We start from the raw sequence: 25,777 nt of genomic DNA, 5'->3' as shown, positions 1-25,777 counted from the left end.
ACTCCTCGGTATCTTCCGTTTGCTTGCCGATCCAACCTACCGTGTCCCGGTGCCTGCCTCCTGCGCGGCGTATCCCTCCGCGGTCCACATCAAAGCCGTCCGGCTGCACCGGGCCACGACGTCGCCGCGCTGGTTTCTGCCGGTATGGGCCAGCGTGACGATTCCCTGCCCGGGCCGGGAGGAGGAGAGCCTCCTATCCACCACTTCGGTCTCGGTATAGAGGGTGTCGCCGTGGAAGAGGGGATGCGGAAAGCTAATCTCCCCCAGCCCCAGCTGTGCCACCAGGGTGCCCTGCGTCAGCTGCGCCACCGACTGGCCGACCATGGTGGCCAGGGTGAACATGGAGTTCACCAGCCGCTGCCCAAACTCAGAGGCTTCACTGTAGGCGGCATCCAGGTGCAGGCCCTGGGTGTTCATGGTCAGGGTGGTGAACAGGACGTTGTCCGCCTCGGTGACGGTGCGTCCGGGCCGGTGCCGGTAGACGGCCCCGGGCTGGAACTCCTCGTACCAGAGGCCTCGCTGCTCAATGACCCGGGGAGCCATCGCCGGCTCGTCCGTTCCGGCGCCGGGCTCCTCATACGTCAAGGGAAACCTCCAGCGGCGCATCGGTTCCGGCGAGCACGTCCTCGACGCTGACGCCGGGGGCGGTCTCGCGCAGGACCAGCCCCTCCGGCCCCACCTCGATCACGGCCAGGTCGGTGACGATCAGGTCCACGCAGCCCTTTCCGGTCAGCGGCAGGGAACATTCCCGCACGATCTTGGGCCGTCCCGCCCGGTCCAGATGCTCCATCATGACAATCACGCGCTTGGCTCCGAACACCAGGTCCATGGCCCCGCCCATGCCCTTGACCATCTTCCCGGGCACCATCCAGTTGGCCAGGTCGCCGTTGGCCGCCACTTCCATGGCGCCCAGCACCGCCACGTCCACATGCCCGCCGCGCACCATCCCGAAGGAGGCACCGGAATCAAAGAAGGACGCACCGCTGTTCACGGTGACGGTTTCCTTCCCGGCGTTGATCAGGTCCGGGTCCAGCTGGTCCTCGGTGGGGTACGGCCCGACGCCGAGGATTCCGTTCTCGGAATGGAGCACCACTTCCACGCCCTCGGGGATGTAGTTGGGAATCAGCGTGGGCATGCCGATGCCGAGGTTCACGTATTGGCCGTCCTGCAGCTCGCGGGCTACCCGGGCGGCCAGTTCCTGGCGGGTCAATGCCATCTCAGGACTCCTTGCTTCCGTTGGTGCTTCTGCTTTCGGCGGCCGTGACGGTCCGCTTCTCTATGCGCTTCTCACCGTCGGAGGCCAGCACCACCCGCTGGACAAAGATCCCCGGAACGTGGATGTGTTCGGGGTCCAGTTCACCGGGTTCCACCAGTTCCTCGACCTCTGCAATGGTGATCCGCCCGGCCATGGCGCAGAGCGGATTGAAGTTCATGGCGGTGGCATGGAAGACCAGGTTTCCGTGCCGGTCCCCTTTTGCCGCATGGACCAGGGCGAAGTCGGGGGTGAGAGATTCCTCCAGCACATAGTCAGCGCCGGAGAAGCTGCGGATCTCCTTGGCTTCGGAGGCCAGCGCCACGCCGCCCTCGGCGTCGTACTTCTGTGGCAGGCCGCCCTCGGACACCTGGGTGCCCACCCCGGCCGGGGTGAAGAAGGCCGGGATGCCGGCGCCCCCGGCACGCAGCTTCTCGGCCAGGGTGCCCTGCGGGGTCAGCACTACTTCGAGTTCCCCGGACAGGAACTGGCGGGCAAATTCCTTGTTTTCGCCCACGTAGGAGCTGGTGGTGCGCCGGATCCGGTGGTCCGCCAGGAGGCGGCCGAGGCCCCAGTCATCCACGCCGCAGTTGTTGCTCACCGTTTCCAGGTCCGTGGTGCCCTGCTCATGCAGCGCGTCGATCAGCGCCACCGGTATGCCGCAGAGGCCGAAACCGCCCACAGCCAGGGAAGCGCCGTCGGGAATGTCGGCGACGGCCTCGGCCGCACCGGGGTACACCTTATTGATCATGGGATTATCCGTTCACAGTCGGTCGGCAAAGACATGGGCGGTTGTCACAGGCCCATACTGCGGGCAATCAGCATCAACTGCACCTCAGTAGTGCCTTCGCCGATTTCGAGGATCTTGGAATCGCGGTAATGCCGGGCTACGGGGAAGTCGTTGATGAAGCCGTAGCCGCCGAAGATCTGCGTGGCGTCGCGGGCGTTGTCCATGGCTGCTTCGCCGGCCACCATCTTGGCGATGGCCGCCTGGGTCTTGAACGGGCGGCCGGCAAGCATCCGGGACGCCGCGTCGTAGTAGGCCAGCCGGGCGGTGTGGGCCCGGGCCTGCATGCGGGCGATCTTGAAGGAGATCGACTGGTAGGTGCCGATAGCCGCCCCGAAGGCCTCGCGTTCCTTGGCGTAGCGGAGGGATTCATCCACGCACCCCTGGGCGGCACCGGTGGCGAGGGCGGCAATGGCGATGCGCCCCTCGTCCAGGATCTGCAGGAAGTTCGCAAAGCCCCGGCCTCGGGCCCCCAGCAGGTTCGCCTCGGGCACCCGGACGTCGGTCAGCGTCAGCGGATGGGTGTCCGAGGCGTTCCAGCCCACCTTGTTGTAGGGTTTTTCCGCCGTGAAGCCCGGTGTTCCGGTGGGCACGAGGATGGTGGAAATGAGCTTCCGGACGGAACCGTCCGGCTCCGTGACGGTATCCGTCACGGCGGTGACCGTCACCAGGCGGGTGATGTCGGTGCCGGAGTTGGTGATGAACTCCTTGCTGCCGTTGATGACCCACTGCCCGTCCTCCAGCCGCGCGGTGGTCTTGGTGCCGCCGGCGTCGGACCCCGCCTCGCGTTCGGTCAGGCCGAACCCTGCGAGCGCCTCGCCGCTGGCCAGCAGGGGCAGCCACTGCTGCTTCTGCTCTTCATTGCCGAACCGGTACACGGGCATGGCGCCGAGGGAGACTCCGGCTTCCAGGGTGATGGCCACGGACTGGTCCACCCGGGCAATCTGCTCCAGCGCGAGGGCCAGGGCGAAGTAGTCCCCGCCCATGCCGCCGTACTCCTCCGGGAAGGGCAGGCCGAACAGTCCCATCTCCCCCATCTGGGCAATGACCTTGTAGGGGAAGCTGTGCTCCGCGTCGTGCTGGGCGGACACGGGGGCAATGACTTCGTCGGCGAAGTCCCGCACGGTGTCCGAGAGGTCCTGGTATTCCTCGCTGAGGTCAAAGTCGGGCATGGTCTGCTCCTTGGTTCTGTGCGGGCGGGTCATCGTGCGGGTTCGGGAGGGAACCGGATACCGGTTCCGGTGTGAGCACGGCCAGGACCTGGTCGGCCTTGACCAGATCCCCGGGGCGGAGACTCAGGGAGACGATGCCGGCCATCGGAGCGCGCAGCTGGTGTTCCATCTTCATGGCTTCCACGCTGAGCAGCGGGGCACCGGCGAGTACCCGGTCACCGTCCGCCACGGCCACGGCGACCACGGTGCCGGGCATCGGCGAGCGGACCGCGGGGTCCACGTCGCCGGCTTCGCGGCCGGCTGCGGCCAGCTGGCGGTCCAGCTGTTCGCGGCGGCTCCGCAGGCGCAGGCGCACCGTGAACAGCTCCCCCGCGCTGCCTCCGGCCAGCCAGAACGCGCCGGTGTCCGGTTCGGCGGCTCCCGTGAAGGTGTGCAGCACCCCGTCCAGGGAAACGCTGACGCGTCCGCCGGTCCGGGCGTCGGCGCCGGCCGTCAGTCCGGCAGCGTATACCGTCCCGCCGATCCGTACCGTTGCGTCCCGTGCGGTTCCCGTCACGCTCACGTCGACGTCGCCGCCGTCGGACGCCGGGGCGGCGAACACCAGGTGCAGGGGCGCGCCGGCGTTGCCGCTGCCTGCCTCCGCTCCGCTGCCGCCGATCCGCCAGCCGTCCGCCCGCCGCCAGGGCGACCCCGACGCCGGGACCGCCAGGCCCAGCAGATAGAGCAGGGCGGCGGCCGCGATCTCGGGTGCCTGCGGGGACCGGAACTTCAGCCCGGGCAGCCGCCGCTCGATCAGGGTGGTGTCCAGCCGTCCCGCTCGGACATCGGGATCGGCCAGCAGCAGCCGGAGGTATTCCACGTTGATGCCGATGCCCAGCACCGCAGTACCGGCGAGCGCCGTGTCCAGGCGGGCGAGCGCGGCGGCGCGGTCCGGTCCCCAGGCGATGACCTTGGCCAGCATCGGGTCGTAGCTGGAGGACACGGCCAGGCCGGGCAGCAGGGAGGAGTCCACGCGGATGCCCTCGCCGCCGGGTTCTTGCAGCCACTGCACCGAGCCCGACGTCGGCAGGAAGTCCCGCTCCGGGTCCTCTGCGTAGATCCGGGCTTCCACTGCATGCCCGGTGAGGGTGACGTCCTCCTGCTTGAGGGACAGCGGATGGCCGGCGGCGATGCGGAGCTGTTCCGCCACCAGGTCCACTCCGGTGACCATTTCGGTCACCGGATGTTCCACCTGCAGGCGCGTGTTCATTTCCATAAAGAAGAACTCGTCCGGAGCGGCGTCGGATACCAGGAACTCCACGGTTCCGGCGCCGGTGTAGTCCACGGACCGGGCGGCGTTGCAGGCTGCCTCCCCGATGCGCTCCCGGGTGGCCGCGTCCAGCAGCACAGAGGGTGCTTCCTCGATGACTTTCTGGTGCCGCCGTTGCAGGGAACACTCCCGCTCCCCCAGATGGACCACGTTCCCGTGGGTATCCGCGAGGATCTGCACCTCGATGTGCCGGGGTGAGGAGACCAGCCGTTCCAGGAACAGGGTGTCGTCCCCGAAGGCCGAGGCAGCCACCCGCCGCGCGGTCTGCAGCGCCGCCGGCAGGTCCCCGGGCACCTGGACGGCCTGCATGCCCTTGCCGCCGCCGCCGGCGGAGGGCTTGATCAGGATCGGATAGCCGACGTCGGCCGCTGCCGCCAGCAGCCGGGCATCGTCCAGGCCCGGCTCCGCGATGCCGGGAACCACCGGCACGCCGTGTGCCTGAACATGGTTCTTGGCCCGGATCTTGTCCCCCATCACATCGAGGGAACGGACGGGCGGGCCGATGAAGGTGATTCCGGCGTCCGCGAGGGCCGAGGCAAACTCGGCGTTTTCACTCAGGAATCCGTACCCGGGATGCACGGCCTGCGCCCCGGTGCTGTGGCAGGCCGCGAGCACGGCCTCCACGGACAGGTAGCTGTCCCGGGCGGGCGCCGGGCCCAGCCGGACCGCGAGGTCGGCTTCACGCACGTGGCGGGCGCCGGCGTCGTCGTCGCTGTAGACCGCCACCGAGCGGATCCCGAGTGTGCGCAGGGTGCGGATCACCCGGCAGGCGATTTCGCCGCGGTTGGCGACCAGCACGGTGTCGAAAAGCGGTGCGGCGTTAGGGGGCTGCGTAGTCATGGTCGCTCACATCCGGAACAGGCCGAAGGAGGTCTCCGGCAGGGGTGCGTTGGCGCAGACGTCCAGGGCCAGGCCCAGGACGGTGCGGGTATCGAGGGGGTCGATGATGCCGTCATCCCAGAGTCGGGCCGTGGAGTAGTAGGGGCTGCCCTGGGTTTCGTAGGTTTCCCGGATGGGCGCCTTAAAGGCTTCCTCGTCCTCGGCAGGCCACTGCTCGCCGCGGCCCTCGAGCTGGTCCCGCTTCACCGTGGCCAGCACCGAGGACGCCTGGGCGCCGCCCATCACCGAGATCCGGGCCGCCGGCCACATCCACATAAAGCGCGGCGAGTACGCCCGGCCGCACATGGAGTAGTTGCCGGCACCGAAGGACCCGCCCACCACGACGGTGAGTTTGGGTACCCGGCAGGTGGCCACCGCGGTCACCATCTTGGCGCCGTTCTTCGCGATGCCGCCGGCCTCGTAGTCCCGGCCCACCATGAACCCGGAGATGTTCTGCAGGAAGACCAGCGGGATGCCGCGCTGGTCGCACAGTTCAATGAAGTGCGCACCCTTGAGCGCGGATTCGCTGAACAGCACGCCGTTGTTGGCGACGATGCCGATCCGGTGGCCGTGCAGCCGCGCAAAACCGGTGACCAGGGTGGGGCCGTACTCCTTCTTGAACTCATGGAACTCGCTGGCGTCCACCAGGCGGGCGATGAGTTCGCGGACGTCGTAGGGCGTCTGCAGATCAGTGGGGACCACGCCATAGATTTCCTCCGGGTCCTCGGCGGGCGCGCGGGTCCCGGCAATGTCCTCCGCCGGTTCCTGCTGCGGAAAGGTCTCCACGATGCTGCGCACTATTTCCAGGGCGTGGGCATCGTTTTCGGCCAGGTGGTCGGTGACGCCGCTGGTGCGCGAATGGACGTCTCCGCCGCCGAGTTCCTCCGCGGTCACGATCTCTCCGATGGCGGCCTTCACCAGCGGCGGACCGCCCAGGAAGATCGTGCCCTGGTTGCGCACTATGACCGTTTCATCGCTCATGGCCGGGACATAGGCGCCGCCGGCGGTGCAGGAACCCAGGACGGCGGCAATCTGCGGAATTTTCCGTGCGGACATTTGCGCCTGATTGAAGAAAATCCTGCCGAAATGCTCCCGGTCGGGAAAAACCTCGTCCTGCCGGGGCAGGAAAGCTCCGCCGGAGTCCACCAGGTAAATGCACGGCAGCCGGTTTTCCAGGGCGATTTCCTGCGCCCGCAGGTGCTTTTTAACGGTCATCGGATAGTAGGTGCCGCCCTTGACCGTGGCGTCATTGGACAGGATCATCACCTGACGGCCCTGCACCAGGCCGATGCCGGCGATCAGTCCCGCTCCGGGGCACTCGCCGTCGTACATATCCGCTGCGGCCAGCGGCGCCACCTCGAGGAACGGGCTGCCCTCGTCCAGGAGCCGGTCAACCCGCTCCCGCGGCAGCAGCTTTCCACGGGCGGTGTGCCGCTCGCGGGAGCGCAGCGGTCCGCCCACGGCGGCCTCCGCCAGCCGTCCGCGCAGCTCCTGTGCCAGCGCCTGCTGGGCAGCCGTATTTTGTGCAAAGGCGGCCGAGGCTGTGTCCAGCCCGGATTTCAGTGTCTCCATTGACGTCTTTCTGCAGCAGCAGCGAGGGATAACCCCGTACTAAGCTGGGTTAATAACCCCTAACCCAAGTCAGGTTATTGGTTATTAACTCACCTGTCCACCACAATGGGAATATATATGCGCAGTCCAATCGGGAGGGTGGGAATGGACGTAGCAAAAAACGAAACAGCTCCGGAAACGGTGCGGATGACGGGACGCAGCCAGGCGAAGGCTTCGCGTCGGGCCGTAATGCTCGACGCCGCTGCAGCCCTGTTTGCCGAGCGCGGCTACAACGGGGTTTCCATTGAGGAGCTGGGGGCGGCAGCGGGGGTCAGCGGACCGGCGGTCTACCGGCACTTCAGCGGCAAACCGGCAGTGCTGTCCGCCCTGTTGATCGGAGTCAGCGAGGACCTGCTGGAGGGCGGAAAGGCCGTGGTCGCCGAATCCGCGACACCGGAAAAAGCCCTGCGCGGCCTGGTCGAATTCCAGGTTGACTTCGCACTTCGGCAGGCGGACGTGATCCGGGTCCAGGACCGGGATCTGGGCAGCCTGCCCGAAACCGACGAGCGGCGGGTACGCTCCCTGCAGCGGCAGTACGTGGAGGTCTGGGTGGATGCACTTTCCGCCCTGCATTCCGCTTCCGACCTTCCGTTGCTGCGCCACCGGGCGCAGGGGGTCTTCGGCCTGATCAATTCCACGTCCCATACCGTCCACGGCCGCATCAGCGCCCGTGAAACGGCAAGGCTGCGTACGCTGCTCGATAGAATGGCGTGGGCGGCCTTGAACGCCCAGTAACTTATCTGCCCGCCGGTTCCTTCCGGCGGGCCGCACTCCACCCCCGAGCAGAAAGACCTGCCGTGATTGAGCTTCGTGCCGTAGTTCCCGCCGACCTGGAGGAGTTCTTCTCCCACCAGCTGGACCCGAGCGCCAACCATATGGCCGCGTTCAGCGCCAAGAATCCAGCAGACCGCGGCGTCTTCGACCATCACTGGCAGAGCATCCTCAATGATCCGACCGTTACGGTGCGCACCATTGTGGCCGACGGCGAGGTAGCAGGCAGCATTCTGGCGTACCGGGACGGCGACATCCCCGAGATCAGCTACTGGATCGACAAGGCACGCTGGGGGCAGGGCATTACCACCGCGGCGGTGGGCCTGTTCCTGGAGGAGTTCGCCGAACGGCCGATCCGCGCCCGGGCAGTGGCGGACAATGTCAGTTCCATCCGCATTCTGGAAAAGTACGGCTTTACGGTCATCGGCGAAACGCAGGGCTTTGCCAATGCCCGCGGTGCCGTGGTGAAGGAACTTGAGCTCGAACTTCGCTAGGGCTGTGTGCTGCCGGTCCCGGCCGCAGCACGCTGAGAGCCGCCCCGGATTTCTCCGGGGCGGCAGCGGCAGCTGACTATGTGTAGGCGATTTTCACTTCGTAGCTGATGGCTGGCTCGCTCGCCTGAACCTCGACGGTGTGCTGTCCCGGGACCAGTGGAAACGACCAGATGCCTGTCGTCATCTGCTCGTTGGAATCCCGGCACGTGACTTCCGCGCCGCTGGGCAGGGTAAGGGTGCCCGCATCCAGGCAGGTGATCTCCACGGCGATCTCCGTTGCTTCCGCCGGCGGAGTGCCCAGCTCGAAGGTCTGCGTCCCCGTGTAGGTACCGGTAACAGGAGCGGCAGTTGCACTGGCTTCCCCGGATGCTGCCGGCTCCTGCTGGGTCTGTTGGTCCTGACCCATACAGCCGGCCAGAAGGACACCCGAGACGAGGGCTGCAGCGACGGTTGGCAAATGTCGTTTTCTCATGCGGACGACGCTAACAGTCCCTCCGGGCCGGTGAACCGCTGCCGGGATTTCGTTATCGGAGCGTTGTTCCGGGACCGGCCTGACTGCTCCCCGGGGAAGACGGGCCTGAGCCGGCCTTCCCCGAGGAGTACGCCGGCTTAGGCCATGGCCAGTGCCAGCGCGGGATCGGCCAGGACCGCTCCCACTTCACTCAGGAACCCGGCTCCCTGCTCGCCGTCCACCAGCCGGTGGTCGAAGGAGAGGCTCAGCGTCATCACCGAGCGAAGGGCGATGGCCCCGTCGTACTCCCAGGGCTGCCGCCGAACCGCTCCCAGCGCCAGGATGCCCGCTTCTCCCGGGTTCAGGATGGGCGTTCCGGCGTCGACGCCGAACACCCCCACGTTGGAGATGGAGATGGTTCCGCCGGTCAGGTCCGCCGGCGGCGTTTTCCCGTCCCGCGCGGTCTGCGCCAGCGCCGTCACGGCCGCAGCGAGGCCGTTCAGGCTCAGCGCCTGGGCGTCCTTGATATTGGGAACCATCAGCCCGCGCGGGGTCGCCGCGGCGATGCCGAGGTTCACATAGTTGAAGCGGATGATTTCCCGCGCCGACTCATCCCACCGCGAATTCAGCGACGGGAAGCGTCGCAGCCCCAGGCACACTGCCTTGGCTGCCAGTGTCAGCGGGGACAGCTTCAGGCCCTCGAAGGCCGGCTGCTGCCGGAGCCGTTTCAGGAGTTCCATGGTGGGAGTGACATCCACGGTAAGGAACACCGTGGCATGGGGAGCCGTGAAGGCGCTGGCCACCATGGCGGCGGCAGTATGCTTCCGCATGCCGGAGATCGCTGTCCGCTCCTCCCGTCCCGCAGGTGGCGGCGGGGCAGGCGCGGCAGCGGCGTCAGGTGCGGACGTTTGCATCGTTTCGGCGGCCGGTGAAGCAGCACGGACGACGTCGGTACGCACCACGATCCCGCCCGGACCGGATCCCTGCACCTGGGTGAGATCCACTCCCATATCCCGGGCCAGCTTGCGGACCGGCGGAGTGGACCGCGGACGTTCACGCACCGGTGCAGGCGTGGGTGCAGGCGCCGCTGCAGGTGCGGAATCTGTAGCCACAACAGCAGGGACCGAGGCAGGGACGGGATCCGCGGCGGGAGCCTGCCCGCGGCGCCGCCGTGCCGGGCGTCCCCCGGAGTCGGGTACCGCTCCGTAGCCCACCAGAGTCGGCTCCCGTTTCGCAGACACGGGTCCGGCGCCGGCCTCGGGCGCACCCGTGTCTGCGCCGGCCGGCACCGCGACCTCGAACGACACAATCGGAGAACCGACCTCCACCACGGTCCCCGCCGGTTCGTGCAGCTGCGCCACGATGCCGGCGTACGGCGACGGCAGTTCAACCACGGCCTTGGCGGTCTCCACATCGGCGATCACCTGGTTCAACTCAACGATGTCCCCCACGCCGACGTGCCAGTTCAGGATCTCGGACTCGGTGAGCCCCTCCCCCAGGTCCGGGAGGCGGAATTCGCGCAGCATCAGCTCGCCGCCGATCCGGAAACGACGCCGGCCAGGGAACTGGGCCGGTCCAGCACGCAGTCGACACCGTCAAGGATGCGGTCGAGGTCCGGCAGGTGATGGGATTCCAGCCGGGCGGGCGGATACGGGATGTCGAAGCCGGTCACCCGGACCGGTGCATGCTCCAGGTACTCGAAGCAGCGTTCTGTGATGCTCGCGGCGATCTCGGCTCCCACGCCGCCGGACTGGGCAGCTTCATGGGTGATCACCAGCCGGCCGGTCTTCCGCACGGAGGCCTCCACCGTGGCGAAGTCGATCGGTGCCAGGGAGCGCAGGTCAATGACTTCCACGGACACGCCTTCATCCGAGGCAGCCACGGCGGCGTCGCGTGCGGTGGGAACCAGCGGTCCGTACGCCACCAGGGTCACGTCGCTCCCCTCGCTGACCACCCGCGCGGAGCCCATGGGAAGCTGCGGGGCCGCTGCTTCGTCCACCTCGCCCTTGACGTGGTAGCGGCGCTTCGGTTCGAAGTAGAGCACCGGATCATCGGAAGCGATGGCCTGCTGGATCATTGTGTAGGCATCCTGCGGGTTGGACACGCTGATCACGCGCAGCCCCGAGGTGTGGGTGAAGTACGCTTCCGGTGATTCGGAGTGGTGTTCAGGGGAACCGATGCCGCCGCCGAAGGGCACCCTGATGGTCAGCGGCAGCTTCACCGTTCCGCGGGACCGGTAGTGCATCTTCGCCACCTGGGACACAATCTGGTCGAACGCCGGGTAGATGAAGCCGTCGAACTGGATCTCCACTACGGGGCGGTAGCCGCGGAACGCCAGTCCCACGGCTGTACCCATGATCCCGGACTCGGCGAGCGGGGTGTCTACCACCCGCAGCGGACCAAAGTCCTTCTGGAGTCCGTCGGTGATCCGGAAAACGCCGCCGAGCTTGCCGACGTCCTCACCCATAATGAGGACGCGGGGATCCTGCTCCATCGCCCGGCGCAGGCCGGCATTGATTGCCCGCCCGAAAGTCATGCTGGTCATTAACGGTTCTCCTCGCCAGCGAAACCGCTGAGATAGCGCGAGTACTGCTCCTGCTGGCGGTCCAGCCAGGAGTGGGGCTCGGAATAGACATGGGCAAAAACGTCCGCAGGCAGCGGATCCGGCATCCCGAGGCACGCGGCGCGCAGCTCGGCAGCCACGTCGTCGGCGCGGCGGGCGGCTTCGGCGGCGAACTCCTCGGTGAACAGATCCATAGAGACCAGCAGTGCCTGCAGCCGGGTCAGCGGATCCTTTAACCGCCACCGTTCCAGTTCGGCGGAGTCCCGGTAGCGCGTGGGATCATCGGCCGTGGTGTGCGGACCCATCCGATAGGTAACCGCTTCAATGAAGGTCGGTCCGTTGCCGGAGCGGGCCCGGTCCAGGGCCTCCCGGGTGGCGGCCATGACCGCAAGTACGTCGTTGCCGTCCACGCGGATGGACGGAATGCCGAAGCCCGGGGCGCGGTTGGCGATGGGTACCTGCGCCTGCAGGGTCACCGGTTCGGAGATGGCCCACTGGTTGTTCGTGCAGAAGAAAATGACCGGGGAGTTGAAGCTCGCGGCAAACACCATGGCCTCGTTGACATCGCCCTGGCTGGTGGCGCCGTCGCCGAAGTAGCTGATCACGGCGTCGTCGGTACCGTCGCGGGTGATGCCCATGGCGTACCCGGCGGCGTGCAGGGCCTGGGCGCCGATAATGACCTGTGTGGGTGCCATGTTCACCTGATACGGATCCCAGCCGGCGCCGGCGTTGCCGCGCCAGACCTTCATCAGGTCCCCGGGCTCCACTCCGCGGCAGTAGGCCACGCCGTTCTCCCGGTAGCTGGGGAAAACGAAGTCGGAGGAACGCAGGGAACGCACGGAGCCGATCTGTGCGGCCTCCTGGCCGAGCAGCGGAGGCCACAGCCCCAGCTCGCCCTGGCGCTGCAGGGCCGTTGCTTCGGTATCGATGCGGCGGATCACAGCCATGTCGATGTAGAGCTCCTGCAGCCGGGCTCCGTCGATGTCCTCGATCCAGCGGTCATACAGGGGGTCCGGGGTGCGGAGGCCGTCGGGAGTGACGAGCTGTACGTACGGGTCGGTGGGGAAACTGCCGGAGTTTTCCGGGTGCCGCACCGGGGTATGCAGGGACACTTGGATACGCATCCTTCCGTGTTTGGGCCCCAGGGGTGGCGGGGCCGACTCCGGGCTCCATTGCCCGGGTACATGTGACCCTACTCACACTCAACACTTGGCACAACCATTCCTCCAAAGACCGAGCATCCTGCCCTATAAACGGTTCTAACGCCGTGCTAGCGTTGCGCACTATGCAGCCCCTCGACGCCACCGACCTTCGCCTCCTGCTTGCCCTGGCGGAGGATTCCACACGTACGGCGGTGGCCCTGGCCGCGACACTCGGACTCTCCCGCAATACGGTCCAGGCGCGGCTCGCCGGGCTGGAACGCAAGGGGGCGTTCCTGCCGTTCGAGCGCCGGATCAGCGCTGCCGCCCTGGGCTACCCCCTGATGGCGTTTGTGCATGTCCATGTCCACCAGCCGAGCCTGGCGCGGATCACCGAAGACCTCGCCGGGCTGCCCGAGGTTGTCGAAGCCCACGGCCTCACCGGAGACGCCGATATCCTGCTGCGTGTGGTGGCTGCGGACGCCGAAGACCTGTTCCGCATCAACAAGCAGGTCCTCGCCATTGCGGGGGTGGAGCGCTGTGACACCAACCTGGCCATGGGCGAACTCATTCCCCTGCGCGCTGCTCCCCTGCTGCGCCGGGGTGCGGGGCTGCCCTCGCCGCCGTCGTCGGACCCTGTACGCCCGGACCGGACCCCGGCAACAGCAAAGGCAGGCTCCGCCTGAGCGGAACCTGCCTTGGCTGAGGCTACTGCCCCTTAGTGGTCGACGGCCTTTTCGGCGCCGACGCCGGTCAGGGACCGGACTTCCATCTCCGCCTGCTTGATGGCGGATTCGGTGTTCTTATCCAGCACGGTGCCCAGCCAGCCCAGGAAGAAGGCCAGCGGGATGGACACGATGCCCGGGTTGTTGAGCGGGAACCAGTGGAAGTCCACCCCGGAGATCATCGAGGTTTCCGCACCGGAAACCACCGGCGAGAACGCAATGAGCAGGATTGCCGACGCGAGGCCGCCGTACATGCTCCACAGTGCACCCTGTGTGGAGAACTTCCGCCAGTAGAGCGAGTACACGATCGTGGGCAGGTTGGCACTGGCTGCCACTGCGAAGGCGAGGGCCACCAGGAAGGCGACGTTCTGCCCCTGTGCGCCGATGCCGCCCAGGATCGAGATGATGCCGATCACCACCACCGTGGTGCGGGCTACCTTCACTTCTCCGTCTGCGTCCACCTCACCCTTACGGATGACGTTGGCGTAGATGTCGTGGGCGAAGGACGCCGCTGCCGTGATGGTCAGGCCTGCGACCACCGCGAGGATGGTGGCGAAGGCGACGGCGGAAATCAGCCCCAGCAGCACCGGTCCGCCCAGTGCGAAGGCGAGCAGCGGTGCTGCCGAGTTCACTCCGCCGGGAGCGCTGGCGATGGCTTCGGAACCGATCAGTGCCGCGGCGCCGTAGCCCAGGACCAGGGTGAACAGGTAGAAGATGCCGATCAGCCAGATGGCCCAGACAACGGACCGGCGGGCTTCCTTGGCGGTGGGAACCGTGTAGAAACGCATCAGCACGTGCGGCAGGGCGGCGGTGCCCAGCACCAAAGCCAGTCCGAGGGAGACGAAGTCCAGCTTGGAGGTGTCCGACTTGCCGTACTGCAGCCCCGGATCCAGGATGGCGGGATTGCCGGTGGTCTCGACGGCTGCCCCCAGCAGGTCCGAGAGGTTGAAGTTGTGCAGGGCCAGGACCCAGACGGTCATGATGGCTGCGCCTGCAATCAGCAGGAAGGCTTTGATGATCTGCACCCAGGTGGTGCCCTTCATGCCGCCGATCAATACATAAATGATCATCAGGGCGCCGACGACGGTAATCACCAGGGACTGCCCGATCTTGCTGTCGATGCCCATCAGCAGGGAGACCAGCCCGCCTGCGCCGGCCATCTGCGCCAGAAGGTAGAAGAAGCAGACCGCCAGGGTGGTGATGGCTGCCGCAATGCGGACCGGACGCTGCTTGAGCCGGAAGGAGAGCACGTCGGCCATGGTGAACTTGCCGGTGTTGCGGAGCATTTCAGCAACCAGCAGCAGGGCGACGAGCCAGGCGACGAGGAAGCCGATGGAGTACAGGAAGCCGTCATAGCCGTTCACGGCGATGGCCCCGACAATGCCGAGGAAGGACGCCGCCGAGAGGTAGTCGCCGGCAATGGCGGTGCCGTTCTGCGGTCCGGTGAAGGACCGGCCGGCGGCGTAGTAGTCGGCCGCCGTCTTGTTGTTGCGGCTCGCGCGGAGCACCACCACGAGGGTGACTGCCACGAAGACACCGAAGATGATCATGTTGAGCAGGCCGGTGTCCTTAATGGACTCGGCCGTGACATCAGTGGCGGCGGAAATGTGCAGGCTGTTCACTTCGTCTCCTCCGGGCGGCTTACTCCGTGGGCCTCAAGGTCACGGCGGAGATCCGCCGCAAGGGGGTCCATCTTGCGGTTGGCGTAGCTGACGTACCACATGGTGATGCCGAACGTGCTCACAAACTGCAGCAGGCCGAGGATCAGGCCCATGTTGATGTTCCCGATCACCGGAGTCGACATAAATTCGTGGGCGTAGTCGGCCAGCAGGACGTACGCGAAGTACCAGACCAGGAAAACCACGGCCATGGGGAAAATAAAGCTGCGCTGGCGCTTGCGCAGTTCCTGGAACTCAGGCGAGCTCTGGACGTCCCGGAAGTCCACCTGTTCCGGGTGCGCAGCGTGTGAAACCGGCTGCTCTTCAGCCATTGTTCCTCCTCTAGTGGGGCCCGCCGCGCGGCATCCACCTGTGGAGGTCAGGACACGACGCTGTGCAAGCTGTGACGCTTATCACTTTCCCTCAGTCCGCCGCCGTGATGCGCCAGGCGCACCCGGGCGTCGGTGAACGGTCGGTTCTCTGCGGTGAACGGTGCTCGACGGCGTCGAACGGCGGGGACGGCGGCCGGGCGGCTAGGGTGGGTGCATGCTCAGTCCCGCCGTCGATATCGCCCTGATCTGCGCCGTCGCCGTCCTGACCGTCGCAGCGGTGGGTGCGCTCGGCTTCCGGCTCAGCCGCTCGCAGCGGGACCTGGGGTCCGACGCCGAACAGGCCACCTACGCCACACTGCACACGGCGTCGCTCGCCTCGGCGCATCTGCGGGCCGGCCTGACCCCGGCCGGCGCCCGCAAGGCCAGCCGCCACCTGCGTGATCTGCTGGACTGCGACACCCTGGTGATCACCGATGCCTCCGCCGTGCTGGCATGGGACGGGACGGTCAATGACACACCGTTCCGCCGCGAACGGCTGTTGACCGCAGCAGCGCTGGTGCTCGAGTCCGGCCGGACACGGGTCTTCCGCGGCGCCGCACTGCGGGCATTGGGCCTGCAGGAGTGTGGCTGCGAACTGTTGATCTGCCCCCTGCCGGTCAACGGCGAGACCGTCGGCACGGTGGCGGTGTTCGCCCCCGAGGTCCGCGCCGGGCTGGTCCGTGCGGCCAATGAGGTGGCTGCCTGGCTGGCCACGCAGGTGGAGCTGGCGGAACTGGATGCCTCCCGCGCGCAGCTGATGGAGGCCGAAGTCCGGGCCCTCCGGGCGCAGATCAGCCCCCACTTCATCTACAACTCCCTGAACGCGATTGCGTCCTACATCAACACCGACCCGGCACGCGCCCGGGAGCTGGTGGTCGAGTTCGCCGACTTCACCCGCTATTCCTTCCGCCGCCACGGCAACTTCACCACCATCGCCCAGGAACTGGAATCGGTGGACCGGTACCTCCTGCTGGAACGGGCACGCTTCGGGGAGCGGCTGAAGGTGGCACTGCAGATCGCCCCCGAGGTGCTGGGCACCGTTATTCCGTTCCTGTCCCTGCAGCCCCTGGTGGAGAATTCCGTCCGGCACGGTCTGGAAACCAAGGACGGGCAGGGGCGGATCAGCATTGCCGCCGTCGACGCCGGTGCGGACGCGGTGATCACCATCGAGGACAACGGGGTGGGTATGGACCCCGAGTACCTGCGCTCCGTCCTGGCCGGGCATGCGGACGGCGACCATGTGGGCCTGCGCAACGTTGATGTGCGGCTGCGCCAGGTCTACGGGCCGAACCACGGGCTCGTGATCGACACTGCTCCCGGCGCCGGCACCCTGATCACCATGCGTGTCCCCAAGTCGCAGCCGGAGAACAGCCCCACGGGCGCGTAATCTTTTTCCATGCGCAAACCTCTCCGGCCGCTCACTGTTGTCGTTGCCGACGACGAAGCTCCTGCTGTCGAGGAACTCGCCTACCTTCTGGGCCTTGATGCCCGGATCGGCACCGTGCACCGTGCCGCCAACGGCGCCCAGGCGCTGCACGAGATCGAGACCCGCAACATCGACGCCGTCTTCCTGGACATCCACATGCCGGCCCTCTCGGGACTCGACATTGCCAAGGCCCTGAACCGCCGGGAGCGGCCGCCCGCCGTCGTCTTCGTGACGGCGGATGAGGACCAGGCGCTGCGGGCCTTTGACCTGGCCGCCCTGGACTACCTGCTCAAGCCGGTGCGGCCGGAGCGGTTGTCCGAATCTGTGCGCCGCATCTGTGAACTCACGGCCGACGCCGAACCCCAGGACGCCGACGTCGTGACCGTGGTCCAGGGCGCGACGACGAGGATCATCCCCCGCGGCGACATCCGCTACGTTCAGGCGCAGGGCGACTATGCCCGGCTGCACACCGCCGATGCCAGCTACCTGATCCGGGTTCCCCTGGCGGACCTGGAAGAGCAGTGGGCCGGCGCCGGTTTTGTCCGGATCCACCGTTCCTACCTGGTGGCCCGGCACCACATCCGCCAGGTCCGGCTGACCGGCGGGCGGGCAAGCGTGCAGCTGGGCGAGGTGGACCTTCCCGTCAGCCGGCGGCACCTGCCGGCTGTTCGCGGAACGCTCGACGCCGGCCGCGTCCGGCCGACGTCGTGACCGGCGACCCGCTCCACAGCCAGGTACCCCCACGGGTCCGGGTCACTGCTCCCGGCACGGGTGCAGCACCGTTCCCTGTCTCCCGGGAACTGGACGAGCAGTCCGAAGTGGGCGAGCTGATTATCGGTTCGCTGATCCGCAGCCAGCTCCGGCTGGCCCTGGTGGTGGGCGGCGGCTTCCTGCTGATCCTGCTCAGCGTCCCGGTGCTGCTTGCCTTCCTGCCGGTGATTGCCGAGCTGACTGTCTTCGGCGTTCCGGCGCCGTGGATCCTGCTCGGCGTCGGTGTCTATCCGCTGGTCATCGGCTGCGGACTGCTGTACGTGCACAGTGCCCAGCGGAACGAAACCCGCTACCGTGACCTCGTGGACGGGCGGTAGCCGGTGACCGGGGATGCGGTCGCGGGCATGAGCCCCGGCATCGGTTACACCGCGCTGGCACTGGTCTCCGCGGCCACGCTGCTGATCGGTTTTTACGGGCTGCGGATTTCGCGGACCACCAGCGACTTCTACGTGGCGTCCCGGACGGTGAAACCCTGGTGGAATGCTTCGGCCATCGGCGGCGAATACCTCTCCGCGGCCAGCTTCCTGGGCGTGGCCGGCCTGATTGTCGCCTCCGGGGTGGACGCACTCTGGTTCCCCATCGGCTATACGGCCGGCTACCTGATGCTGCTGCTCTTCGTCGCGGCGCCGCTGCGCCGGTCCGGAGCCTATACCGTGCCGGATTTCGCGCACGCCCGGCTGGAGTCCCTCCCGGTGCGGCGCCTGACCAGCCTGCTGGTGATCGCCATCGGCTGGCTCTACATTGTGCCGCAGCTGCACGGAGCGGCCCTCACCATGCGCATCACCACCGGGCTGCCCGCAGAGATCGGCTGCCTGGTCGTGACCGGCGTCGTCTGCCTGAGCGTGGTGACCGGCGGGATGCGTTCCATCACCTTTGTCCAGGCTTTCCAGTACTGGCTGAAACTGGCGGCGATTGCCGTGCCGGTGCTGTTCATCCTCTTCCGCCTCGCCGGCGACGGCCCTCCCGGCCCCGACGGCGGCCAGCTGCTCACGGAAGCCCTGAACCCGGAGACCAACGCACCGCTGTACCGCAACATTTCCCTCAGCATCGCGCTGCTCTGCGGCACGCTGGGCCTGCCGCACGTGCTGGTGCGTTTCTACACCAATCCCGACGGCGCCTCGGCCCGGCGGACCACGCTGATTGTCCTGGGCCTGCTTTCGCTCTTCTACATCTTCCCGATCACCTACGGCGTACTGGGCAGGATCTATGCCCCTGATCTGGCAGACGGCGGCGCTTCGGACGCCACGGTACTGCTGCTGCCCGGCCGCGTGTTCGACGGCGCCTCCGGGGACCTGCTCGCGGCGCTGGTCACGGCCGGGGCCTTTGCTGCCTTCCTCTCCACCAGCAGCGGACTGACGGTGTCACTGGCGGGGGTGATCAGCCAGGAATTCTTCCGCGGCAGCGTTGCCGGGTTCCGGGTCTCCGCTGTACTGGCCGCCGTTGTGCCGCTGGTCATTGCGCTGCTGACTGAGTCCTCGGCGCTGGCCGGGAGTATCGGCACGGTGTTTGCGTTCACCGCCTCCACCCTCTGCCCTCTGCTGGTCCTGGGCATCTGGTGGCGCCGGCTGACGGCGTCCGGGGCAGGAGCCGGAATGCTGACCGGTGCGCTGCTGTGCGGCGGAGCGATGGTCGCTGCGGCCGTCCTGCCGCGGGTCGGTGCAGGGATCCCGGCCTGGATCGAGCAGCCGGCGGCGTGGACCGTTCCCGCCGCGTTCGCGGTGACGGTCCTGGTCTCCCGGCTGACTGCCGGATCGGCGCCGGGCGGGGCGGCGAAGTTCCTGGCCCGGCTGCATACGCCGGAGCCGCTGGACCGGGCCCGGCCGGGTGCGGGTGCCGGAACCGGATCCGGGGGCAGTAAGCCCGTTTAGTCGATGGAGGCCATCAGTTCGACGACGCGGTCCAGGAAGGCGTCCACCTGGCTTTCCTCGTAGCCCTGCTCGCCCTTGGCCTCACGGAAGACGGCGCGGCGCACCACGTCAACACTGAGCGGGCGGTCATGTTCAAAGTAGCCGAGGAGCTCGTTGCACAGGGCGTCAACGTCCTCGATGTTGTAACTGGTAACGCGCTTCTTTCCGGGGCGGCGGAACCGCTCCCCCGGTTTGCGGTGCAGCCGGGCCCGCAGAACCGCGGACATCCGGCCGATCTGCAGCAGCCACGCCTCTTCGCCGCGGTCCGCGATCAGGCGGTCGCGTTCCCGCTGGGCAAAAACATCCTCCAGGCGGTCCAGGGCGGCGTCCACCGCCTGCGGTTCGTAGCCGCCCTTCGCCGGGTCAAATGCCATGGAGCGGACATCGGCGCTGGTCACCGGATGGGCGGAGGTGGAGTCCGAGTTGTAGTAGTCCCGGGCCCTGGTCAGGAACTCATCGACCTGGCGGATGTTGTAGCCGAAGTCCCGTCGTCCCACGCGCTCAAAAGGGGCACTGGCCTGCCGCGCATCATCCATGAATAAATTGTTCCTCTGTGGTCATTTCCTTGCGGAACTACTACCGCCGGAACCCGGTGTTTTTGCAGGGCTCCTGCCGGCATCGTCTGAAAAACTCTGAAACATCGTACGATGCCGGCACTTCAGCTTCGTGTTCCGGCGCACCGCCCGTTGCCGGACCGTTACGGTTCCGTTCCGGACGCCGCTACGAAACGGTGGAAAGCAGCACCGAAAGCAGGAACACCACCGGGGACGCGAAGACCACTGAGTCCAGCCGGTCCATCACTCCGCCGTGTCCCGGGAGCAGGTTGGACATATCCTTCACGCCCAGCTCCCGCTTGACCATGGATTCGGAGAAGTCGCCGGCGGTTGCCGCTGCCACCGTCGCCACTGCCAGCACCACGCCGAACCACCAGGGCTGGTCCAGGAACAGGACCGCCGCTCCGACACCCACGATTGCTGCACCGGCCGCGGATCCGGCAAAGCCCTCCCAGGACTTTTTCGGGCTGATCTTGGGGGCCATCGGGTGCTTGCCGAAGAAGGCGCCCACCAGATAGCCGAAGGTGTCATTGGAGACCACGAGCAGGAGCAGTACGGCCACTTGGACCTGCCCGTTCGGCTCGCGCAGCAGCAACAGTGCAAAGCTCAGCAGGAACGGCACCCAGAGGACAACGAAGATGCCGGCCAGGATGCTTTGGATCGCTTCGGCGGCTGTGTCGATGCTCCGCCACAGCAGGATGGCCACGGCCGTCGCAACCATGGCGAAGGCCAGCGCCTCCGTGCCGCCGAAGTACGCCGCGAACGGCAGCCCCACGGATCCGACCAGGACGGGCACCTGGGGAACCTTCATTCCGCGGACCTCGAGGGCGCGGTTGACTTCCCACACGCCGACAGCGGCGAAACCCACCGCGATAATCACAATGGCGAACGGGAAAAAGAGCAGGCCGAGCAGCAGCGACCCCAGCAGGATCACGCCGACGGCTATGGCAGCAGGCAGGTTGCGTCCGGCACGCGAGACCTTTGCAGGCTTCCCGGCACCGCGGCGGTCCCGGGCGCCGCGGCCCCGGACCTGTCCGGAATCAGCTGCGCTCATTTCGTTGGCCTTCGCTGCGGGAACAGTCTCGACGGACGGTGAACCGCCAGCCTGGGTTGGAGGCTGGGCGTCACTCATCAGACCTCGAGAAGCTCGGCTTCCTTGCGCTTGAGGAGCTCGTCGATGGAATCCGTGTGCGCCTTCGTCAGGGCGTCCAGATCCTTTTCAGCGCGGGCACCGTCGTCCTCCCCCACCTCGCTGTCCTTGACCAGGCGGTCAATGCCGTCCTTGGCCTTGCGGCGGATGTTACGGACGGAAACCTTGGCATCCTCGGCCTTGCCGCGGACGATCTTGACGTATTCCTTACGGCGGTCCTGCGTCAGTTCGGGCATGATGACCCGGATGACCTTGCCGTCGTTGGACGGGTTTGCGCCTACTTCGGAATCACTCAGGGCCCGCTCGATGGCACGCAGGGCGCTGACATCGTAAGGGGTGATGAGCAGCGTGCGGGCATCCGGGGTGGCGAAGGACGCCAGCTGCTGCAGCTGTGTCGGGGAACCGTAGTAATCCACCAGCACCCGGTTGAACAGCGCCGGGTTGGCGCGGCCCGTACGGACGGAGGAGAAGTCCTCCTTAGCAACTTCCACCGCCTTGTCCATCTTTTCGGCGGCCTCTTTCAAGGTGTCTTCGATCACGGTCTCTCCTCATAAAACAGTGTCCACACAGCGCTACCCGCTATGTGGCCGGGCTCTAATATCATCCTAAGCCAAAAGGGTCCGGGTTCCCTGCACCGAGCCTGCGAGGTGTAGGGAAACCCTTTCGGCGCAAAAGGGTCCGGGTTCCCTGCACCGAGCCCCCACCTCAGAGCTGGAGGTTGAACGGCAACCGTCCCGCTGCGGAGAACAAGGTAATTCGTTTCGACGTGCGTGAGCCTGCGGTCCGGTCCCGGAGGGACCTGGAGGAAGGCGGCTTTAAATCCCGGAGGCCGCCTGCGGCCGAGGGGATTTCGTTGCCGCCGTTCCAGGTCCCGCAGGGACCGCCCAGCGGACCGGTTAGTTAGAAACGATGGTGCCGATCTTCTCGCCGCGGATGGCGCGGGTGACGTTGCCTTCACCCTCCATGCCGAACACCACCATGTTCAGGTCATTGTCCTTGCACATGGTCATGGCCGTTTGGTCCATAACGCGGATGTCCTGGCGCAGCGCGTCGTCGTAGGTCAGGGTTTCCAGCCGCACGGCGGTGGAGTCCTTGTTGGGGTCGGAGGTGTAGACCCCGTCCACGCCGCTCTTGGCCATCAGCACCTCGTCTGCGTGCACCTCGAGCGCCCGCTGGGCGGCCACCGTGTCGGTCGAGAAGTAGGGCAGGCCTGCACCGGCACCGAAGATGACCACGCGGCCCTTTTCGAGGTGGCGGATGGCGCGCCGCGGGATATACGCCTCAGCAACCTGTCCCATCGTGATGGCGCTCTGCACCCGGGTTTCGACGCCGGCCTGCTCCAAGAAATCCTGCAGGGCGAGGCAGTTCATCACGGTGCCGAGCATTCCCATGTAGTCCGCGCGGGAGCGGTCCATGCCGCTCTGGGAGAGCTCCGCGCCGCGGAAGAAGTTCCCGCCGCCGACGACGATGGCCACCTCGACCTCGCCTACTGTCGCAGCGATCTGCTTGGCCACTGCCCGCACGGTTTCGGGGTCCACTCCGAGCTTGCCGCCGCCGAAGACCTCCCCTGAGAGCTTCAGCAGGACGCGTCGTCGCGGTGAGTCGGATTCTTTCAATACGTGGGCCATGGTGCCTCCCGGGCATAGGTGCTGGTGCTGCTCTTAAAGACTAGTGAGCTGTTCTGGACAGGCAAAAGGGGTGGTCACCCATGGTGACCACCCCCTCTGTCATGATGACGTTTCCGTCGAAACCGTTGCTGCCTAAATAATTAGGCGCCTACACGGAAGCGGGCGAAGCCTGCCGGTGCAACACCGGCTTCTTCGAGAACCTTGCCCACGGTCTTCTTGGCGTCCTTGGCGAACGGCTGGTCCAGCAGGACGATTTCCTTGAAGAAACCGGTCAGGCGGCCTTCTACGATCTTGGGCAGTGCGCCTTCGGGCTTGCCCTCGGCGCGTGCCGTCTCGTCAGCGATGCGGCGTTCGTTCTCGACCGTCTCTGCCGGAACTTCGTCGCGGGTCAGGTAGGTCGGAGCGTATGCAGCGGTGTGCACGGCGATGTCGTGGGCGGCGGTGGCAGCTTCTGCACCTTCGCCGTCAACGGCGAACAGCACGCCGACCTGTGCCGGAAGATCCTTGGAGGTCTTGTGCAGGTACGCGTCAACGGTCTTGCCTTCGATGCGTGCCACGCGGCGGACAACAACCTTCTCGCCCAGGATTGCGCCTTCTTCGACAACAACCTCGGACAGCGGCTTGCCGTCAACGTTGTAGGCGAGGAGGGTTTCGGCGTCGGCAGCAGCGGACTCAACAGCAGCGGCCAGAACCTTGTCCGCCAGTTCAATGAACTTCGGGGACTTGGCAACGAAATCGGTCTCGCAGTTGAGCTCGATCATAACGCCGACGGTGCCGTCGATAACCTTGGCGGCAACCAGGCCCTCAGCAGTGGAACGGCCTTCACGCTTGGTCGCGCCCTTGAGGCCCTTGATGCGGATGAGCTCCATGGCCTTGTCGGCATCGCCGTTGGCCTCGTCCAGAGCCTTCTTTACATCCATCATGCCCGCGCCGGTACGCTCGCGCAGTGCCTTGATGTCAGCAGCAGTGTAGTTCGCCATTTGGACTCCAGTCCTCCCGTAATAAGTATTGGTGCGGTTCTGCCAGTACGGCTGGCCGGATAACCGGCCAGCCGCACCACAGCCCGGGTCCGGGGGAATCGATCCCCCGGACTAAGGAAATACGTTCTTTACTTCTCGGTTACTTCAGCTGCCGGGGCGTCGACGATGGCGTCAACGTCAGCAGCGGGAGCTTCGGCGGCCGGAGCAGCTTCGGCAGCGGGAGCTTCAGCAGCGGCGTCAGCGGCCGGGGTCTCAGCAGCACCTTCGAGGAGTTCGCGCTCCCACTCGGCCAGCGGCTCGGCCGGGGCTTCCGTGTTGTTGCCGGACTTGTTGTGGCGGACGATCAGGCCCTCAGCCACGGCGTCGGCAATGACGCGGGTCAGCAGGTTGACGGAGCGGATGGCGTCGTCGTTGCCCGGAATCGGGAAGTCGACGTCGTCCGGATCGCAGTTGCTGTCCAGGATGGCAACAACGGGGATGTTCAGCTTCTTGGCCTCGTCAATGGCGAGGTGTTCCTTCTGCGTGTCGACAATCCAGAGCAGGGACGGAGCCTTGGTCAGGTTGCGGATGCCGCCGAGGTTGGTTTCGAGCTTCGTCAGTTCGCGACGGAGAAGCAGGAGTTCCTTCTTCGTGTGGCCGGAGGAAGCAACGTCGTCGAAGTTGATCTCTTCGAGTTCCTTCATGCGCTGGATCCGCTTGGCGACAGTCTGGAAGTTGGTGAGCATGCCACCGAGCCAGCGCTGGTTGACGTAGGGCTGGCCAACACGGGTGGCCTGCTCTGCAATGGCTTCCTGCGCCTGCTTCTTGGTACCGACGAACAGGACGGTTCCGCCGTGGGCAACAGTGGCCTTGACGAACTCGAACGCGCGGTCGATGTAGGACAGCGACTGCTGCAGGTCAATGATGTAGATGCCGTTGCGCTCGGTGAAGATGAAACGCTTCATCTTCGGGTTCCAACGGCGGGTCTGGTGACCAAAGTGAACGCCGCTGTCGAGCAGCTGGCGCATTGTAACGACGGGCATGTCGTCACTCCTTCCGGCAGCAGCCGTGCGCACGGCGCACTGGTCCTACTGCCAATTGACGGTTTTAGCTGTACGCCCGGTCGGGCGAAGCTCCTGGTGTCCATCAGCCGTTGCCCTTGAGGGAGCTTCGACGTGCTTCCCCTGCCGGCAGTGCCGGACCGCTGGAGACGCACCCCCTTGAAGGGGATAATTGGGACACGCGTAGTCAGCTTCCGTACCTGTTGGTCGTGACCGGAAAGGCCAGACCCGGGACCGGGCCCGGACAGAGCGTCCGGGCAGGTCCCATGGCACAGCAAGCTGCTCCGTCAAGTGTACTACAGCGCCGGGGTCCTGCCGTCCCGGCCGGAGCTTCTCCTCCCCACCCGGCCCGCCTTCCCCTCCGGTCCACAGGCGACGGGGTGAACCGGAGTCCGTCGCCGGCCCGGGTGCACTGTTGCCGCATGAAAGGAACACGTGTGTTGTCGGTGCTGGCGGCGGCGGCGGCGGCGGCATTGGCGGCGGGCGCCCCGGCAGCGCCCCCCGGCAACAGACCCCGCACCCGCAGCGGCTGCGGTTTATTCTCCGCCCTGGACCTGGCCGCTGGACCCGGTGCCTGCCCTCATCCGCAGCTTTGATCCGCCGGCGCAGCGGTGGCTGGCTGGACATCGGGGCGTCGACCTCGCGGCGCCTGCCGGTGCGGAGATAAAAGCTCCGGCGGGAGGACGGGTTGTGTTTGCCGGCTGGGTGGTGGACCGGAGGGTCCTGACCATTGACCACGGAGGAGGATTGAAGAGCAGTTTCGAGCCGCTGGAGAGTTCCGTGCCGGTGGGCACTGCAGTGGCAAAGGGAACCGCGGTGGGGTCGGTGGGATCCGGGTCGCACTGCAGTACGGGATGCCTGCACTGGGGCGTCCGCCTGGACGGCGACTACAAGGATCCGCTTCGTTACGTGTCTGACCGCCGACCTTCAGTGCTTCTTCCGGCGGGGCGATCTACTGAGCAGATAACGGGCTTATCCGGGTCCGTCGCCAATCTACTGAGCAGGTAACGGGCTTATCCCGGTCCGTCGCCAATCTACTGAGCAGGTAACGGGCTTATCCGTGCTCCATTACCCCTTCATCTGCTCAGTGGATGTCGTGCCAGGCGCCTTCCGGTACGGCCGATGTCCCGGCACCTTCC

26 protein-coding genes are annotated in these 25,777 nt (G+C 66.6%); 8 read left to right on the top strand and 18 right to left on the bottom strand.

Annotated elements, in window-relative coordinates; genetic code table 11:
• Positions 1-36: 36 nt before the first annotated feature.
• The 6 genes from N2K95_RS05390 to N2K95_RS05365 are packed head-to-tail and all read right to left on the bottom strand — an operon-like array spanning position 37 to position 6,971.
• A complete protein-coding gene (locus N2K95_RS05390) occupies positions 37-543 on the bottom strand; it encodes a MaoC family dehydratase (protein ID WP_260653732.1) in 507 nt (168 codons plus the stop codon).
• A gap of 31 nt (positions 544-574) precedes the next feature.
• The gene (locus tag N2K95_RS05385) at positions 575-1,216 is read right to left on the bottom strand and encodes a CoA transferase subunit B (protein WP_260653247.1); all 642 of its coding nucleotides are present in this window, start codon (positions 1,214-1,216) and stop codon (positions 575-577) included.
• A 1-nt stretch (position 1,217) separates the two neighbouring features.
• A complete protein-coding gene (locus N2K95_RS05380; protein ID WP_255793422.1) occupies positions 1,218-2,003 on the bottom strand; it encodes a CoA transferase subunit A in 786 nt (261 codons plus the stop codon).
• Between the two features lie 44 nt (positions 2,004-2,047).
• The gene (locus tag N2K95_RS05375) at positions 2,048-3,211 is read right to left on the bottom strand and encodes an acyl-CoA dehydrogenase family protein (protein ID WP_255793421.1); all 1,164 of its coding nucleotides are present in this window, start codon (positions 3,209-3,211) and stop codon (positions 2,048-2,050) included.
• Positions 3,198-5,360, bottom strand: a complete 2,163-nt coding sequence (locus N2K95_RS05370) for an acetyl/propionyl/methylcrotonyl-CoA carboxylase subunit alpha (RefSeq protein ID WP_260653246.1) — start codon at positions 5,358-5,360, stop codon at positions 3,198-3,200. Before N2K95_RS05370 ends, N2K95_RS05375 begins: the two co-directional genes overlap by 14 nt.
• 6 nt (positions 5,361-5,366) lie before the next feature.
• Positions 5,367-6,971, bottom strand: coding sequence for a carboxyl transferase domain-containing protein (locus tag N2K95_RS05365; protein WP_260653245.1), 1,605 nt, complete (start codon positions 6,969-6,971; stop codon positions 5,367-5,369).
• 144 nt (positions 6,972-7,115) lie between these two features.
• Here N2K95_RS05365 and N2K95_RS05360 point away from each other — a divergent pair, with 144 nt between their 5' ends.
• Together N2K95_RS05360 and N2K95_RS05355 are read left to right on the top strand one after the other, a co-directional pair.
• Positions 7,116-7,745 (top strand): TetR/AcrR family transcriptional regulator, encoded by a 630-nt coding sequence (locus tag N2K95_RS05360; RefSeq protein ID WP_260653244.1) that lies wholly within the window; start codon positions 7,116-7,118, stop codon positions 7,743-7,745.
• Between the two features lie 62 nt (positions 7,746-7,807).
• Positions 7,808-8,275, top strand: a complete 468-nt coding sequence (locus N2K95_RS05355) for a GNAT family N-acetyltransferase (RefSeq protein ID WP_255793417.1) — start codon at positions 7,808-7,810, stop codon at positions 8,273-8,275.
• Between the two features lie 76 nt (positions 8,276-8,351).
• On the opposite strand, the gene N2K95_RS05350 is transcribed toward N2K95_RS05355, so the two are convergent.
• The 4 genes from N2K95_RS05350 to pdhA all read right to left on the bottom strand — a co-directional run bounded on the left by N2K95_RS05350 (position 8,352) and on the right by pdhA (position 12,413).
• A complete protein-coding gene (locus N2K95_RS05350) occupies positions 8,352-8,681 on the bottom strand; it encodes a hypothetical protein (RefSeq protein WP_260653243.1) in 330 nt (109 codons plus the stop codon).
• A 203-nt stretch (positions 8,682-8,884) separates the two neighbouring features.
• The gene (locus tag N2K95_RS05345) at positions 8,885-10,252 is read right to left on the bottom strand and encodes a dihydrolipoamide acetyltransferase family protein (protein WP_260653242.1); all 1,368 of its coding nucleotides are present in this window, start codon (positions 10,250-10,252) and stop codon (positions 8,885-8,887) included.
• Positions 10,252-11,271: an alpha-ketoacid dehydrogenase subunit beta gene (locus N2K95_RS05340; RefSeq protein ID WP_260653241.1), complete on the bottom strand. Its 1,020-nt coding sequence runs from the start codon at positions 11,269-11,271 to the stop codon at positions 10,252-10,254. Before N2K95_RS05340 ends, N2K95_RS05345 begins: the two co-directional genes overlap by 1 nt.
• Positions 11,271-12,413, bottom strand: a complete 1,143-nt coding sequence (gene pdhA, locus N2K95_RS05335) for a pyruvate dehydrogenase (acetyl-transferring) E1 component subunit alpha (protein WP_260653240.1) — start codon at positions 12,411-12,413, stop codon at positions 11,271-11,273. Before pdhA ends, N2K95_RS05340 begins: the two co-directional genes overlap by 1 nt.
• Positions 12,414-12,574: 161 nt before the next feature.
• Here pdhA and N2K95_RS05330 point away from each other — a divergent pair, with 161 nt between their 5' ends.
• Positions 12,575-13,114: an Lrp/AsnC family transcriptional regulator gene (locus tag N2K95_RS05330; protein WP_260653239.1), complete on the top strand. Its 540-nt coding sequence runs from the start codon at positions 12,575-12,577 to the stop codon at positions 13,112-13,114.
• Between the two features lie 32 nt (positions 13,115-13,146).
• Here the strand turns inward: N2K95_RS05330 and N2K95_RS05325 are convergent, their stop codons facing one another.
• Positions 13,147-14,703, bottom strand: coding sequence for a solute symporter family protein (locus N2K95_RS05325; protein ID WP_255793557.1), 1,557 nt, complete (start codon positions 14,701-14,703; stop codon positions 13,147-13,149).
• Between the two features lie 68 nt (positions 14,704-14,771).
• Complete coding sequence (locus tag N2K95_RS05320) at positions 14,772-15,143, bottom strand: DUF485 domain-containing protein (RefSeq protein ID WP_255793412.1); 372 nt, start codon at positions 15,141-15,143, stop codon at positions 14,772-14,774.
• Between the two features lie 214 nt (positions 15,144-15,357).
• On the opposite strand from N2K95_RS05320, the gene N2K95_RS05315 reads away from it, so the two are divergent.
• From N2K95_RS05315 to N2K95_RS05300, 4 genes are read left to right on the top strand one after another with little or no spacing between them, the layout of a single operon-like run.
• Positions 15,358-16,569, top strand: a complete 1,212-nt coding sequence (locus N2K95_RS05315) for a sensor histidine kinase (protein WP_260653238.1) — start codon at positions 15,358-15,360, stop codon at positions 16,567-16,569.
• 9 nt (positions 16,570-16,578) lie between these two features.
• The gene (locus N2K95_RS05310) at positions 16,579-17,319 is read left to right on the top strand and encodes a LytR/AlgR family response regulator transcription factor (protein WP_260653237.1); all 741 of its coding nucleotides are present in this window, start codon (positions 16,579-16,581) and stop codon (positions 17,317-17,319) included.
• The gene (locus tag N2K95_RS05305; RefSeq protein WP_255793409.1) at positions 17,316-17,696 is read left to right on the top strand and encodes a DUF485 domain-containing protein; all 381 of its coding nucleotides are present in this window, start codon (positions 17,316-17,318) and stop codon (positions 17,694-17,696) included. The genes N2K95_RS05310 and N2K95_RS05305 overlap by 4 nt, the downstream gene beginning before the upstream one ends.
• A gap of 27 nt (positions 17,697-17,723) precedes the next feature.
• Positions 17,724-19,247: a sodium/solute symporter gene (locus tag N2K95_RS05300; RefSeq protein WP_260653236.1), complete on the top strand. Its 1,524-nt coding sequence runs from the start codon at positions 17,724-17,726 to the stop codon at positions 19,245-19,247.
• On the opposite strand, the gene N2K95_RS05295 is transcribed toward N2K95_RS05300, so the two are convergent.
• From N2K95_RS05295 to rpsB, 6 genes are all read right to left on the bottom strand, one after another.
• Positions 19,244-19,822 (bottom strand): DivIVA domain-containing protein, encoded by a 579-nt coding sequence (locus N2K95_RS05295; RefSeq protein WP_260653235.1) that lies wholly within the window; start codon positions 19,820-19,822, stop codon positions 19,244-19,246. The genes N2K95_RS05300 and N2K95_RS05295 overlap by 4 nt on opposite strands.
• A 184-nt stretch (positions 19,823-20,006) precedes the next feature.
• Complete coding sequence (locus N2K95_RS05290; RefSeq protein ID WP_260653234.1) at positions 20,007-20,894, bottom strand: phosphatidate cytidylyltransferase; 888 nt, start codon at positions 20,892-20,894, stop codon at positions 20,007-20,009.
• Between the two features lie 77 nt (positions 20,895-20,971).
• Entirely contained in the window at positions 20,972-21,529 is a 558-nt protein-coding gene (frr, locus tag N2K95_RS05285) for a ribosome recycling factor (protein WP_255793405.1), read from the bottom strand.
• A 357-nt stretch (positions 21,530-21,886) separates the two neighbouring features.
• On the bottom strand, positions 21,887-22,606 hold the full coding sequence (gene pyrH / locus N2K95_RS05280; protein ID WP_313771183.1) for a UMP kinase: 720 nt from the start codon (positions 22,604-22,606) through the stop codon (positions 21,887-21,889).
• Positions 22,607-22,758: 152 nt separating this feature from the next.
• On the bottom strand, positions 22,759-23,598 hold the full coding sequence (gene tsf / locus N2K95_RS05275; protein WP_260653232.1) for a translation elongation factor Ts: 840 nt from the start codon (positions 23,596-23,598) through the stop codon (positions 22,759-22,761).
• Positions 23,599-23,726: 128 nt separating this feature from the next.
• Positions 23,727-24,620 (bottom strand): 30S ribosomal protein S2, encoded by an 894-nt coding sequence (gene rpsB, locus N2K95_RS05270; protein ID WP_255793402.1) that lies wholly within the window; start codon positions 24,618-24,620, stop codon positions 23,727-23,729.
• A gap of 453 nt (positions 24,621-25,073) precedes the next feature.
• Here rpsB and N2K95_RS05265 point away from each other — a divergent pair, with 453 nt between their 5' ends.
• Positions 25,074-25,646 (top strand): M23 family metallopeptidase, encoded by a 573-nt coding sequence (locus tag N2K95_RS05265; RefSeq protein ID WP_313771182.1) that lies wholly within the window; start codon positions 25,074-25,076, stop codon positions 25,644-25,646.
• The last annotated feature ends 131 nt before the right edge of the window (positions 25,647-25,777 follow it).

Origin of the sequence: Arthrobacter zhaoxinii, from assembly GCF_025244925.1 — a bacterium.
Taxonomy (GTDB): Bacteria; Actinomycetota; Actinomycetes; order Actinomycetales; family Micrococcaceae; genus Arthrobacter_B; species Arthrobacter_B zhaoxinii.
Note: the sequence above shows the minus strand (reverse complement) of the source record. Positions and strands in the feature narration are given on the sequence as shown.